Below are 13,369 nucleotides of genomic sequence, written 5' to 3'. Positions count from 1 at the left end.
AAAATTCGAATTTTCTTGGCAACAGCCTTGCAAGGCTGTTGAGCCGCGCCGCTTGCACGGGCGCGCGGTCAGATCTGTGCCAGCAGCCAGCCGCGCATGACCGCCACCAGTTCCGGATGGCGCGGCTGGCGCGGGGCCACGATGTAGAACCCCAGATCAGCCGACAGGCTCTGCGGAAACGGCCGCACCAACCGCCCCGATGCCAGTTCCGCTGAAACCAGCGGCGCATTGGCCAGCGCCACGCCCTGCCCGGCCACGGCGGCGTCGATGGCCAGGCTGGTCTGGCTGAAATTCATCATCCGCGGCGTCGCCGCGACGCCCGCCTCTTCCAGAAACAGCGGCCACAGCCCGTGAGTGTCGTTGAGCAGCGTCTGCTGCGCCAGGTCCTCCACGGCGTTCAGACCGCCCGCCAAACCCGGGCTGCAGACGGCAACATACTCGGTGGCAAACAACGGCTCGGCCACCAGCCCCGGCCCGAAAGGCGGTCGCCCCTGCCGAACGGCGATATCGACGCCGTCGCTCTGGAAATTCGCCAGTCGCTCACGTGCATCCACCTGCACCTCGATCCCGGGGTGCTGCGCTGTAAAGTCGCCCAGACGCGGCACCAGCCATTTCGAGGCAAAGCTGGGCGTCACCGACAGGGTCAGAGGTCGCCGCTCCGCCAGCGTCTCGGCCGCCTCACCAATCAACCGGAACGCTTGCCGCAGCGGCGCATGAAACCGCCGCCCCGCTTCGGTCAACCGCAACCCGCGCGGCAACCGGTCAAAGAGCTGTACCCCCAGCCGCGCCTCCAGCCCGCGCACATGCTGTGCCACGGCACCCTGCGTCACCCCGATCTCTTCGGCGGCGAGCCGGAAATTTAGATGGCGCCCCGCCGCCTCAAAGGCGCGCAGGGCATTGAGCGGGGGTAATGACATGAGAACACCCAGTAGATTTTCTACAGGATTACGGCAGCAGAACTGATTGGTCAAACCGGCCCGTTCTCCCCATCCTTAGGCAAACGATTGAAGGAGACATCAAGATGGCAGAGAAAGTGGCCCTCATCACCGCAGGCGGCAGCGGAATGGGCGCGGATGCGGCACGGCGGATGGCGGCGGATGGTTTCAAGATCGGCATCCTGTCCTCGTCCGGCAAGGGCGAGGCGCTGGCGCAAGAGCTAGGCGGGGTCGGCGTGACCGGTTCGAACCAGTCGAATGACGACCTGCAACGGCTGGTCGACGCCGCGATGAAGCATTGGGGCCGGGTCGACGTGCTGGTCAACTCCGCAGGCCACGGACCCCGTGCGCCGGTGTTGGAGCTGACCGATCAAGACTGGCACACCGGCATGGAGGTCTATTTCCTGAACGCGGTGCGGCCCACGCGGCTGGTCACCCCGATCATGCAGGCACAAGGCGGCGGTGCGATCATCAACATCTCGACCTTCGCCGCGTTCGAGCCCGACCCGGTCTTTCCCACCTCGGGCGTGTTCCGCGCCGGGCTGGCGGCCTTCACCAAGCTGTTCTCGGACCGGTACGCCGCTGACAATATCCGCATGAACAATGTCCTTCCGGGCTTCATCGACAGTCTGCCGGAAAAGGAGGAGTTCCGCGCCCGCATCCCGATGGGCCGCTACGGACGCAGCTATGATGAGATCGCATCAGTCATATCTCTGCTCGCCTCCGAGGGCGGCGGCTACATCACCGGTCAGAACATCCGCGCGGATGGCGGCATCACCCGCTCGGTCTGAGCCTTAGCCCACCGCCCCTCTGCCCGCAGAAGGCGGAAGAAGGCGTTTCGAAACGCCTTCAAGCCGCTTGCAAGCGGCTTTCCCGCCCTCAATATCCGATCCGCGCCTTGATCAGATGGGTCAGCGTGGCTCCGGTCTCGAAATAGGCCTGCCGCACCCGCGTCAGGCTTTCCCTGTGCTCCGCTACAGGCGCAACCGGCAGCGCCTCCGGATCGCCCTTCAGCAGGCTCTCGGCCATACCCCTGCCGAACACCGTACCCGGCCCGATCCCGCGCCCGGAATAGCCATGCGCGGCCAGTGCATTCGGCCCGATCCGGGTGATCTTGGGGATGTGATCCGAAGTCATCGCAATCCGCCCGCACCAGCCCTGTTGCAGCGGCACCCCCGCCAGCGCCGGATAAAGCTGCGCCAGCTTGCGCCGCGCCCACCCGGCATGGATGGCGCTGCCGGGATGGCCCAGATCCCCCATCGCGCCGATGATCATCCGCCCTGCACTGTCCATCCGGAACGAAGACATCACCAGCGCCGTATCCCAGCACCCCTCGCCGCCCGGCAAGATCGCCGCGCGTTGCACCTCAGTCAGGGGCGGAGTGGCGAACTGGAAATAATGCACTGGAACATAGGCCGGAGCCGTGCCGGACAGCTCCGTGTGATAGGCATTCGTCGCCTGAATCAGCGCCTTGGCCCGAACCTCCCCGCCGGGGGTGCGCACATGCCACAGATCGCCCTCGCGCCGGATCTCCAGCGCCGGGGTCCGTTCGTGCAACCTCGCCCCCGCCGCCTGCGCTGCCCGGGCCAGCCCCCGGACATAGCCTAGCGGCTGGATCGTCCCCGCACGGGGATCGAAAAGCGCGCTGTAAAAAGCGGCCGAACCGGTGCGGCGGGCCACCTCTTCTGCCGGGATCATCTCGACCGGAGCCCCCGAGGCCACCAGCTGCGCGTGCCGGGTGTGCAGGTCCTTCAGCCCGGCAGACGAATGCGCACAATGCAGGGTTCCGTTGCGTACCGCCTCGCAGGCAATTCCATGGCGTTCGATCAGGTCAAAAACGACCGAGGGCGCCTCGGACAGCAGCGCGATCAGCCGGTCGCCCCGCTCTGCCCCAAGACGCCCACGGATCTCATCCGGAGACAGCCAGAGACCGGCATTGACCAGCCCCACATTCCGCCCCGAGCCGCCGAACCCGATGGTCTCGGCCTCAAGCAGGCACACATCCGCCCCCGCCTGCGCCCCGTGCAGTGCGGCGGAGCAACCGGTAAACCCGCCGCCAATCACCACCAGATCGGCCTGCACGTCGCCGCTCAGCGCCGGCGCCTCTACCCTTTCAGTGCAGGTCCGGTGCCAGAGATTATCCGCATTCTCCGAACTCACGCCCATCCTCCCCGAACCGGCCTTACTGCGCGGTTACCAGCCCACGCTGATCATCACGGCCCATGGCGATCAGAAACGGTTCCTGCCCCTGAAGCGCCTGAAACCTCGCCTTGTCCGTCATGCCACGCCAGTTGCCCAGCACCAGTGACTGCGCCACCGCACCGCCCAGCGTGGCCCCCGGACCGGTGACGATGAACAGGTCCGGCGCGAACTCGCGCGCCGCCGTCTGCACCGCGCGGGTAAAATCATAAGGCTCGGTCACCTGATGGCCCAGCGTGTAGTCCCAGAGCGCCCGGGTGTCGCTCGCCCCCGGCCACCAGATCTTGCCCCGCCCGTCGATCAGCGGGCGATCAGGCTGGCCGAACGTCTCTGCGGACAATCGCGCGCGCCCCTCGGCCGCGACCGGCGCCTGCAGCGACGTGTGAAAGGCGGCGTGGTTGGCCAGCCGCATCGGAAACCGCACCTGCGCGACAGGCTGCGAGGCCTCAAACGCCTTGAGCCCTTGCTCATTGCCCGCCAGCACCAGCATCCCACCCAGATCGATCGACAGTGCCAGATCGTGCCCCTCCAGCGCGCCGATGCGGGCAACATGGGCCAGCAACTCGGCCTTGCGCGCGGGATCGTCAACCCAATCCTCACCGGTGAAGGGGTAGACCAGTTGCCCGCCGATCAGACGCTCCTGCATCAGCGTGCCCATGGTGTTGACCACCCCGAACCCGTTTTCCGCGCTCAGCGCCCCGGCAGCCGCCAGCGCGATGTACCAGCCCATCGAGTTACCGGTGACCGCGACCACCTCGATATCCCCGGCCAGCGCCTGCGCATCCACCAGCGAGGCGGCATAGATCAGAGGTGAGGCCACATCGCCGCGCGAATACTTGCTGACCGAAAACCGCCCGGCCCCATCCAGCGCCGTCACCGCCTCTTGCCCGGTCTCGGCGCGGATGGCGTCGAATTCGCGGAACAGCTCCATCCGGTCTGCGTGATGGCGGTGCAAATAACCCAGTTCCGGCTTGTTATAGGTGCCCCGGCCAGGGCAGATCACGACGGCTGTGCGGATCATTTATTCGCTCCCGTCAGGGAAAGGGCGGCGGCGATAATGCCATCCTTCGACGGCAGCGGCGCGGCATAGGCAGGCCCGGTGGCGATGAAGCAATCCTCGGCCACGACCCGCGCGGTCGGTATCTCCGAGGCTTCGGTAAACAGCGTCATCAACGCCTCGGATTGGCTGCCGGTGCGGCGGCATTCGTCGACAATCAGCACGTGGGCGCAGCCCTTCGTGGCCTCCAGCAGCGCCTGTTTCGGCAAGGGCGCCAGCCAGCGCATGTCGATGATACGGGTGCCCAGCCCTGCCACCTCCAACTCGGGCAGCGCCTGCTTCGACAGGTAATGCCCGTTGCCATAGGTCACAATGGCCAGATCGCTGCCACTGCCATGTACGCCCACTTCTCCCAGCCCAATCCGCTGGTCGAGCGACGGATAGGTCGTCATCCAACCGCCATCCTGCGCCGCGTGCAGATCGCGCATGGGATAAAGCGCGATGGGCTCCAGAAACACCACCACCCGCTGTTCTTCCCGCGCCAGCCGCACACATTCGCGCAGCATCCGCGCCGCGTCCGCCCCGGTCGAGGGGCAGGCAATGATCACACCGGGGATGTCGCGCAGCACCGCCAGCGAGTTGTCATTGTGGAAATGGCCGCCAAAGCCCTTCTGATAGCCCAACCCGGCAATCCGCAGCACCATCGGGTTGGTGAATTGCCCATTCGAGAAAAATGGCAGCGTCGCCGCTTCGCCCCGGATCTGATCCTCGGCATTGTGCAGATAGGCGAGGAACTGGATCTCAGGGATGGGGAGGAACCCGTTATGCCCCATACCGATGGCAAGGCCCAGAATCGACTGCTCATCCAGCAACGTGTCGATCACCCGGTCGGGGCCAAAGCGCGCCTGCAGCTTTTGCGTGACGCCATAGACCCCGCCCTTGCGCCCCACATCCTCACCCATGCAGACGATCTCGTCATGTTCCAGCATCAGATCGGCCAGCGCCCAGTTGATCAGGCGACTCATCGGTTGCGGGTCATCCATTGCCCGCATGTCACCGCCGAACGCCTTGACCCGCGCCTCGGCACTTGGGCCGTTGGTCGGCTTGCAGTCCCGTTTCGGCGGAATGAGGCTCGCCATCACCTCCGCGGCATTGGCCAGATGCGGACGGGTCGCGGCCTGCGCCGCGATCCGGTCGGTGCGGGTGCAGGTCTCTTCATAGATTTTCAACGCCTGATCCGGTGAAAGCGCCCCAGCCTGATCCAGCAAGCGCACTGAATGCAGCAGAGGATCGTTGGCCTCATCCGCCTCAACTGCGGATTTGCTGAGATAAGTGGTCGGCACATCCGCCCCTGCATGGCCATAAAGACGCACGGTTCTGAGATGCAGGAAAGCGGGTTTGCGGCGAGTGCGCACGTATTCTGCCGCCTCTCGCGCAACCGAATAGGTCTCGTAAATGTCCAACCCGTTTGCCTGAAAATACGTGATCCCCGGCCGATGCTCCATCGACGCCTGTATCCAGTTCTTCGGCGTCTTCACCGAAATGCCGATCCCGTTATCCTCACACACGAACAGCAGCGGCAAGGGCGTGGATTGTACGCTGGTCCAACCGGCAGTGTTGATCGCCCCCTGCGCGGTCGAATGGTTGGCCGAGGCATCGCCGAACGAACACATGGCAATCCCGTCCGCGGGCAGTTCCCGATGCTCGAGATCATGCCTGCGCGCCGCGCCCAGCGAATACGCTGCCCCCACCGCCTTGGGCAGATGGCTGGCGATGGTCGAGGTCTGCGGCGGGATGGTCAGCGCCTTGGACCCCAGCACCTTGTGCCGCCCGCCCGAGGTCGGGTCCTCTTTCGAACAGGCAAAACTCAGCAGCATGTCCCAGGCTATCTGCTGGCCCGGCACCTGGTCGGAGCGGGCGATCTGGAACGCCGCATCTCGGTAATGCAGGAACGCGATATCCGTGGGCCGCAACGCGTGCGCCACCGCCGCCATCCCCTCATGCCCCGACGAGCCGATGGTATAGAACCCCTGCCCGGCCTTCTGCATCGCCCGGCTGGTCCGATCCAACGCCCGGCTGAGCACCTGCGCACGATAGAGCGACACCGCATCGGTCCCGCTCAGCCCCAGAGCAGGGGGCGCACCAGCAGGCAGATCCCGCGCGGCGACGCGGGTCAGGAAATTCTCATGAACGATCTGGGCGCGGTCCATCGCGGGTCCCCGGTCTTGATTGGGTTACAGTTTCGCGGTCGCGTCCGCGATGCGGCGCAACCCTTCTTGCAGGCTTTCGGTGGCATAGGCAAAGGAAAGCCGTAGATGCCCCGGCATCCCGAAGGCCCGCCCCGGCACCAGCGCCACCCCGGCCTCATCCAGCAGATAGCGGCAGAACTCGTGATCCACCGGCATCTTCTCAGGACAGCCCGGAAAGACGTAAAACGCCCCGTCGGGCTGCGCACAACTCAGGCCCGCAGCATTCAGCCCTGCCACCACCAGATCCCGCCGCGCCCGCATCTCGGCCCGGCGCCCGGCCAGCAGTTCCTGTGGCCCGGTGATCGCGGCCAGCGCCGCCGCCTGCGCGATGGAACAGGCCCCGGAGGTGATCTGCCCCTGCACCGCCACCATCGCCTTGATCAGCGGCGCCGGGCCAATGCCCCAACCGATCCGCCAGCCGGTCATCGAATAGGCCTTCGAGACGCCGTTGACGGTCAGCACCCGCCCCGCCAGCGCGGGCACAACTTGCACGAAGGGCGTGAACGGAACGTATGAGAGATGCTGATAGATCTCGTCCGAAATCACCCAGACCTGTGGGTGCCGTTCCAGCACCACCCCAAGCGCCTGCAACTCCGCCTGCGTATAGACCGCCCCGGTCGGATTCGACGGCGTGTTGAGCAGCAGCCAGCGGGTGCGCGGCGTGATCGCGGCCTCTAGCTGCTCCGGCGTCAGCTTGAACCCCTGCTCGCGCGGGCAGTCCACCACCACCGGCACCCCACCCGCCAGCTTCACCATGTCCGCATAGCTGGTCCAGAACGGCGCGGTGGTGATGACCTCACCGCCGGGGTTCAGCGTCGCCAGAAACGCCCCCGCCAGCACCTGCTTGGCCCCAGTCGAGACGATCACATTCGCAGGTTCCACCCCGGCCTGCCCGGCAATCGCAGCCCGCAGGACAGGCGTCCCGGCAGTGGCTGGATAGCGAGTCTGCCCGTCCAGCGCCGCCTTGTGGGCCGTCTCAATCACATGTGCCGGGGTCGGAAAATCCGGCTCTCCGGTGCTCAGCGCGATCACGTCCACACCCTGCGACCGTAACTGCGCGGCCCGTTCCGAGATCTGCACGATCTCCGACAGTTCGATCCCATTGAGCCGCCCGGCCCGCCGAAACTCTCCCGGATTGTTCTGAATGGTCATGGCATCCTCGCCGCTGCGTCCGCGCTTTCTCGCCCTTCATCGCGCCGCGGCAGGGAAAAAACCAGTGACATTCCTTTCGAAAGCCATAAGTATAACTCATATGATTGCTCCCCGCCGCTTCCTTCCCTCAATCTCCTCCCTGCTGGCGCTCGAAGCCGTCGACCGGCTCGGCAGCGCCTCGGCGGCGGCCGAAGAGCTGTCCCTGACCCAAAGCGCCATCAGCCGCCAGTTGAAGGTGATGGAGGAACAACTGGGCGTCGCCCTGATCCAGCGCACGCAAATGCGGCTGCAACTGACCCCTGCCGCGCGGGAATATGTCGAGACTGCCCGCACGGCGCTGCACCAACTGGCGCAGGCCTCTCTCAAGCTCAAGGCCAACCCGACCGGCGGGTCGCTGCACCTGTCGATCCTGCCCGCGTTCGGGATGCACTGGCTGGCCCCGCGCCTGCAGGATTTCGCCCGACGACACCCGGAGGTAACCGTAAACCTCAGCACCCGGCTGCAACCCTTCGACTTCGCCACAGATCCCTTCGACGCTGCCTTCCATTTCGGACAGCAGGACTGGACCGGCGTGAACTATCTGCGGATCATGCGCGAGGATGTGCTGCCCGTCTGCGCCCCCGATCTGGCGCAAAACCAAGCCAAAGACCCCGACTGGCTGCTGACCGCCCCGCTTTTGCACCTCGACACCCGCCCCGACGCGTGGGAGCGCTGGTTTGCCGCGCAGGGCATGACCGCAACCGGGTTGCGGGGGATGCTGTTCGACCAGTTCTCGACGATGATCCAGGCGACGATACACGGGTTGGGCGTGGCGCTGCTGCCCAGCTATCTGGTGGCGCAGGATCTGCAGAGCGGACGGCTGGTGCCCGCCTGGGACGGACCCTCGGTCAGCCTCGGGGATTACTATCTGGTCTGGCCGAAGGGCCAAACCGAGTCCGCACCGCTGAAATCGTTTCGGGACTGGTTGCGGGGGCAGGTGGCGGACCAGCCCAGCATGTGACAAAGCCGGATAGCACGCTCACCCGCCGCTTCAGGGTCCGGATGCCGGGCCTGACCCGGTCGATGCCGGAGCCAACGCCGTTGTCACCGCGTCGTCGGAAACCTGATCGAATTTCCTGTAATACGCGCCAACGGCATAGAACGGTTCAGGCGTTTTCAGACAGATCACTTCGTCGATCCCGGCACTCTCCTCCAGTTCAGCCAACGTGTCTTCGGGCGCAACCGGAACGGCAAGGATCAGCCGCGACGGACCCCGCGACCGAAGATGCTGAAGGGACGCCCGCATCGTGGCACCGGTGGCAATTCCGTCGTCGACGACGATCACGGTCTTGCCCCGGACCGGCAATGCCGCCCGACCACCAAGATAGGAGTCACGCCGCCTCGCGATCTCGCGCAGTTCCGGCTGGGCCAGCTCCCAGATCCGGTCTCTATTCAGACCCGCGCTGCGCGCGATGTCTTCGTTGACGACAAGACCCGGCTCCGCCCCGTTGGTGACGGCGGCCAGCGCCAGTTCGCGGTGGCCCGGAAACCCGACCTTGCGCACAAAAACGATATCGAGCGGTGCGCCGAGCCCTTCGGCGATAATCTCGCCGATCGGCACGCCGCCCCGGGGCAGCGCCACCACCACGGTTTCAGCGGGATCGAGCGCTGGCATCCGCGCCAGCAATTGCCGCCCCGCGTCGGTTCTGTCCTGGAACATTTCCTCCTCCTGCGATCAGGAAGGTATGTCAGGCAGTCTATCGTGCTGACAGATTTCCACCAAGGACCTACAGGACACCCGTGCGGAGGGCTGCCCCGCCGACCGGCAGGATCACACGTCCAGCGAACGTGCGATCAGCTCCTTCATCACCTCGTTGGTGCCGCCATAGATCATCTGCACCCGCGCATCCGCGTAAAGCCGCGCAATCGGATATTCCATCATGAAGCCATAGCCGCCAAAAAGCTGCAGGCATTCATGCATGACCTCATTCTGAACCTCCGAGCCCCAGTATTTCACCATTGAGGCCGTGGGCGCATCCAACTCACCCTTTTCCAGCTTGGCGATGCAGTCGTTGACGAAACTGCGCAGCACTTCGGCCTTGGTCTTGCACTCGGCCAGCTTGAACCGGGTGTTCTGGAAATCCATCACCCGCTGTCCAAACGCCTTGCGCTCCTGCACGTATTTCACCGTCTCTGACAAGGCGAAGTCGACAGCACCCAGCGCCATGATGCCGATGGTCAGCCGCTCCCACGGCAGCTGTTTCATCAGTTGATAAAACCCCTGCCCCTCTTCCGCGCCGATCAGGCTGGTCATCGGCACCTTCAGGTCCTCAAAGAACAGCTCCGCCGTGTCGTTGGCCTTCATGCCCAGTTTCTTGAGGTTGCGCCCACGCCGGAACCCCTCGGCGCCGTCGGTCTCGACCGCGATCAGCGACACGCCCTTGGCGCCCTGGCTCTTGTCGGTCTTGGCGACCACAATCACCAGATCGGCGGTCTGCCCGTTGGTGATGAAGATCTTCGACCCGTTGATGCGGTACGAGTTGCCATCCTTCTCGGCCGTCGTGCGCACCGATTGCAGGTCAGACCCCGTCCCAGGCTCGGTCATGGCAATCGCGCCCACCATCTCGCCCGAGGCCAGTTTCGGCAGCCAATTCCGCTTTTGATCCTCGCTACCATAGGCGGTGATGTAATGCGTCACGATGGATTGGATGCCATAGCCCCAGCCCGCATCCCCGCGCGCCGTCTGCTCGTAGATGGTGACCGAGTCGAACCCCATGCCGCCGCCGACACCGCCATATTCCTCGGGAATCGAACCTGCCATCAGACCGGTTTCCCCGGCCTTGTGCCAGAACCCGCGATCGACGACGCCGTTGTCGACCCAGGTCTCGATATTGGGGACCAGTTCGTCATCCATGAACCGGCCCGCCATCTCGGCAAACATCCGGTGTTCGTCAGTGACCCAGGCCGCTGTGCTGGTGAAAAGAGACATGTTCATTCCTCATCATCCGGGATTGCGCCCAAGCTACAATCGCTTGCGGATCAAGCCAATCCGGGTGACGCGGCGTCCAAGCGGCGCAACGCAACGTATCTTTCGCTCACTGCCCGACGCGATGCCGGACGCCCTTGGCGGGCGGGGTTTCCGGGCCACCGGCAAAGCACTGGGCGATGGACATCCACTCGGTGGCCACCGGTCCCTCGACCCGCAGCGTCGTGTCGGCGACGTTGCGGGTCTGGGCCACCACCTGCGCGAATTCCACCGCAGGGCCGGAGATGCGGTTTTCGCCCGGCTCACCGAATTCCCAAGCGGCACCCGAGGGCGCGGTCAGCTCCAGCCGGGGCATTACTTCGGGCACCTCGCGGCCATGCACCTTGTAGGACCAGCCAAAGGTGTTGACCCCCAGCACCACGATGTTTCGGATCCGGTCGGTTTCCTGCCGTTCGACGCCGAGGATATCGAACACCTCCTGCCCATGCGCCCAGGTCTCCATCTGCCTCGCAGTCATGGACGAGCGCACCGACATCTCTGGCCCCGCCCATTTCACCCGTTGCTTCGGGTCCAGCCCCGCCCAGCGCACACCCATATCCGTATACAGCCCGCGCCACGCGGCGCGCAGCTCATCTCCCCTCTCGGGGATCATCGCATTCTCGGTCGCCCGGAACCCTTGGCTACCGATCCCGTCGAAAGTCTCGGCCAGCCGTGCCTGAAACGCGGCCTCATCGGTCAGGGACAGATCCGCCATCCGGTTCCAGAAATGCAGGTGCACCATCACGTCGTTCAGCGTCCAGCCCTTGAACTGGGTCACCGTTTCCCAGGCATCGCCGGTCACATCCACCAACACGGCATAAAGCGCCTCGCTCTCGTCCAGAAAATCCTTCGCCTGCTCCATTGCTCACCCCTCGTCGATCTCGATCATCACATCGCCCGAGGCCAACTGCTGGCCCGCCACTACATGCACCTCGCGAACCGTGCCCGAGATAGCGGCGGTAATCTGGTGCTGCATCTTCATCGCCTCCAGCACCGCCAGCGTATCTCCCTTGGCGACACTTGCGCCCGGCGCCGCCTCAACCGCCAGAACCAGCCCCGGCATCGGGGCAGTGACCCGACCACCACTGGCCGCCGCCTCATCCTGTGCACCCGCGCGCAGGCGGTGGAATGTCAGCCGCTCGGCCCCGACCGCCAGTTGCACCCTGTCCCCGGCCACATGCGCCACCGCATCGACAGTCTGACCGTTGATTCGGGCGCGCAAGGACCCGTTCTGTCCCTCCAGCGTGACGTCGAGCCGTTCCTCGCCAACCCATACCTGCCACCCACCGCGCATGGCGCTGACCGAAGCGTCAACGCGCCACTCCCCGGCATTCAAGCTCAACCCGCGCGGCAACAGCGGCGCGCTCGACCAGCCGAGCTGATCCGGCGAGACATAACCCGCCCGCACCAGCGCCGCATCCCGGTCATGCTGCATCAGAACCGCCACTGCCAGCGCCACATCGCGCGGCGCGGGTTCGCTGGCCGGAAAGCCTTGCGGATAAGCCCGATCCAGCAGCCCGGTGGTGGCCTCTCCCGCCGCAAAGGCCGGTTGCCCCAGCACATCCGCCAGAAAGGCAGCATTGGTCGTGGTGCCCAGCAGCACCGTGTCCTCCACCGCCCTGACCAGCCGCCGCCGCGCCGCCTCACGCGTCGGGCCATGGGCGATGATCTTGGCCAGCATCGGGTCATAGAAAGGTGAAACCTCCTGCCCCTCGACCACCCCTGCATCAACCCGGACACCCGAACCGGATGCAGGCTGCCAGAGGTCAACCGGACCGGTCACAGGCAGGTAACCATTGGCCGGGTCCTCGGCATAGAGCCGCACCTCGATGGCATGCCCGTTCAGCACCACACCCTCTTGCGTCAGTGGCAAGGCCTCACCCTGCGCCACCGCAATCTGCAATGCCACCAGATCCAGCCCGGTCACCATTTCGGTCACCGGATGCTCCACCTGCAGGCGCGTGTTCATCTCAAGGAAATAGAACGCCCCCGACCCGTCCAGCAGGAACTCCACCGTCCCGGCGCCGCGATAATTCACCGCCCGCGCCGCCTCGACCGCCGCCGCACCCATGGCGGCGCGCAGATCGGGCATCATCACCGGACAGGGGACCTCTTCCACCACCTTCTGATGGCGGCGCTGAACCGAGCAATCTCGTTCGCCCAGATGGATGATGTTGCCGTGGGTGTCAGCAAAGACCTGAAACTCCACATGGCGCGGCTCAATAATCGCTTTCTCAAGGATCAACTCATCCGAACCAAACGCCCCCTTCGCCTCGGACCGCGCCAGCCCCAGTGCCTGCGCCAGATCATCCGCCTTGTGCACCAGCCGCATCCCCCGGCCACCGCCACCCGCCGCCGCCTTGACCATCAGCGGAAAACCGATTTCCTGCGCCGCCTGCGTCAGAGCGGCATCGGACTGATCCGCGCCCTCATGGCCCGGCACGCAGGGCACGCCTGCGGCCTGCATCAGCCGCTTGGCCTCCGCCTTGTTGCCCATCGCGCGAATCGCGCCTGGCTCGGGCCCGATGAACACCAGCCCCGCCGCCTCAACTGCGCGGGCAAAATCGGCATTCTCGGACAGAAACCCGTATCCCGGATGAACCGCCCCGGCGCCCGCCCTCTGCGCAGCACCAAGGATCTTGTCCCCATCCAGATAGCTGTCCCCAACCGGCCCCTCGCCGATCCACACCGCCTCATCCGCCAGCGCCACATGCGGTGCCTTGGCATCCGCCGTGGTGTAAACGGCCACCGTCCGCAGCCCCATCTCGCGGGCCGAGCGGATGATGCGCGCGGCGATCTCGCCCCGGTTGGCCACCAGTATCGCGTCAAACAT

Annotated in this window: 11 protein-coding genes; 2 read left to right on the top strand and 9 right to left on the bottom strand. The window is 65.4% G+C overall.

Features of this window, described 5'->3' with window-relative positions:
* Window positions 1-68 precede the first annotated feature (68 nt).
* The gene (locus AB3N21_RS00505; RefSeq protein WP_367933366.1) at window positions 69-917 is read right to left on the bottom strand and encodes a LysR substrate-binding domain-containing protein; all 849 of its coding nucleotides are present in this window, start codon (window positions 915-917) and stop codon (window positions 69-71) included.
* 104 nt (window positions 918-1,021) lie between these two features.
* Here AB3N21_RS00505 and AB3N21_RS00500 point away from each other — a divergent pair, with 104 nt between their 5' ends.
* Window positions 1,022-1,726 (top strand): SDR family oxidoreductase, encoded by a 705-nt coding sequence (locus tag AB3N21_RS00500; RefSeq protein ID WP_367933365.1) that lies wholly within the window; start codon window positions 1,022-1,024, stop codon window positions 1,724-1,726.
* 88 nt (window positions 1,727-1,814) lie between these two features.
* Here AB3N21_RS00500 and AB3N21_RS00495 read toward each other — a convergent pair whose 3' ends face one another.
* Genes AB3N21_RS00495 through AB3N21_RS00480 form a run of 4 tightly spaced genes read right to left on the bottom strand, consistent with a single transcriptional unit; the run spans window position 1,815 to window position 7,532 of the window.
* The gene (locus AB3N21_RS00495) at window positions 1,815-3,095 is read right to left on the bottom strand and encodes an NAD(P)/FAD-dependent oxidoreductase (protein WP_367933364.1); all 1,281 of its coding nucleotides are present in this window, start codon (window positions 3,093-3,095) and stop codon (window positions 1,815-1,817) included.
* 22 nt (window positions 3,096-3,117) lie between these two features.
* Window positions 3,118-4,155, bottom strand: coding sequence for an ACP S-malonyltransferase (locus AB3N21_RS00490; RefSeq protein ID WP_367933363.1), 1,038 nt, complete (start codon window positions 4,153-4,155; stop codon window positions 3,118-3,120).
* Window positions 4,152-6,341: a dehydrogenase E1 component subunit alpha/beta gene (locus AB3N21_RS00485; protein ID WP_367933362.1), complete on the bottom strand. Its 2,190-nt coding sequence runs from the start codon at window positions 6,339-6,341 to the stop codon at window positions 4,152-4,154. The genes AB3N21_RS00490 and AB3N21_RS00485 overlap by 4 nt, the downstream gene beginning before the upstream one ends.
* A 24-nt stretch (window positions 6,342-6,365) precedes the next feature.
* Window positions 6,366-7,532 (bottom strand): pyridoxal phosphate-dependent aminotransferase, encoded by a 1,167-nt coding sequence (locus AB3N21_RS00480; RefSeq protein WP_367933361.1) that lies wholly within the window; start codon window positions 7,530-7,532, stop codon window positions 6,366-6,368.
* A gap of 100 nt (window positions 7,533-7,632) precedes the next feature.
* Between AB3N21_RS00480 and AB3N21_RS00475 the strand changes: the two genes are divergently transcribed.
* Window positions 7,633-8,532, top strand: coding sequence for a LysR substrate-binding domain-containing protein (locus tag AB3N21_RS00475; protein WP_367933360.1), 900 nt, complete (start codon window positions 7,633-7,635; stop codon window positions 8,530-8,532).
* A gap of 30 nt (window positions 8,533-8,562) precedes the next feature.
* Here AB3N21_RS00475 and AB3N21_RS00470 read toward each other — a convergent pair whose 3' ends face one another.
* From AB3N21_RS00470 to AB3N21_RS00455, 4 genes are all read right to left on the bottom strand, one after another.
* Window positions 8,563-9,231: a phosphoribosyltransferase gene (locus AB3N21_RS00470; protein ID WP_367933359.1), complete on the bottom strand. Its 669-nt coding sequence runs from the start codon at window positions 9,229-9,231 to the stop codon at window positions 8,563-8,565.
* Between the two features lie 111 nt (window positions 9,232-9,342).
* The gene (locus AB3N21_RS00465) at window positions 9,343-10,500 is read right to left on the bottom strand and encodes an acyl-CoA dehydrogenase family protein (protein WP_367933915.1); all 1,158 of its coding nucleotides are present in this window, start codon (window positions 10,498-10,500) and stop codon (window positions 9,343-9,345) included.
* A gap of 106 nt (window positions 10,501-10,606) precedes the next feature.
* Window positions 10,607-11,398 (bottom strand): TIGR03084 family metal-binding protein, encoded by a 792-nt coding sequence (locus tag AB3N21_RS00460; protein WP_367933358.1) that lies wholly within the window; start codon window positions 11,396-11,398, stop codon window positions 10,607-10,609.
* Between the two features lie 3 nt (window positions 11,399-11,401).
* A complete protein-coding gene (locus AB3N21_RS00455) occupies window positions 11,402-13,369 on the bottom strand; it encodes an acetyl-CoA carboxylase biotin carboxylase subunit (RefSeq protein WP_367933357.1) in 1,968 nt (655 codons plus the stop codon).

The organism is Ruegeria sp., assembly GCF_040830605.1.
Classification (GTDB): Bacteria; Pseudomonadota; Alphaproteobacteria; order Rhodobacterales; family Rhodobacteraceae; genus Ruegeria.
The sequence above is the reverse complement of the archived record's forward strand: the minus strand, read 5'-3'. Positions and strand labels throughout refer to the sequence as shown.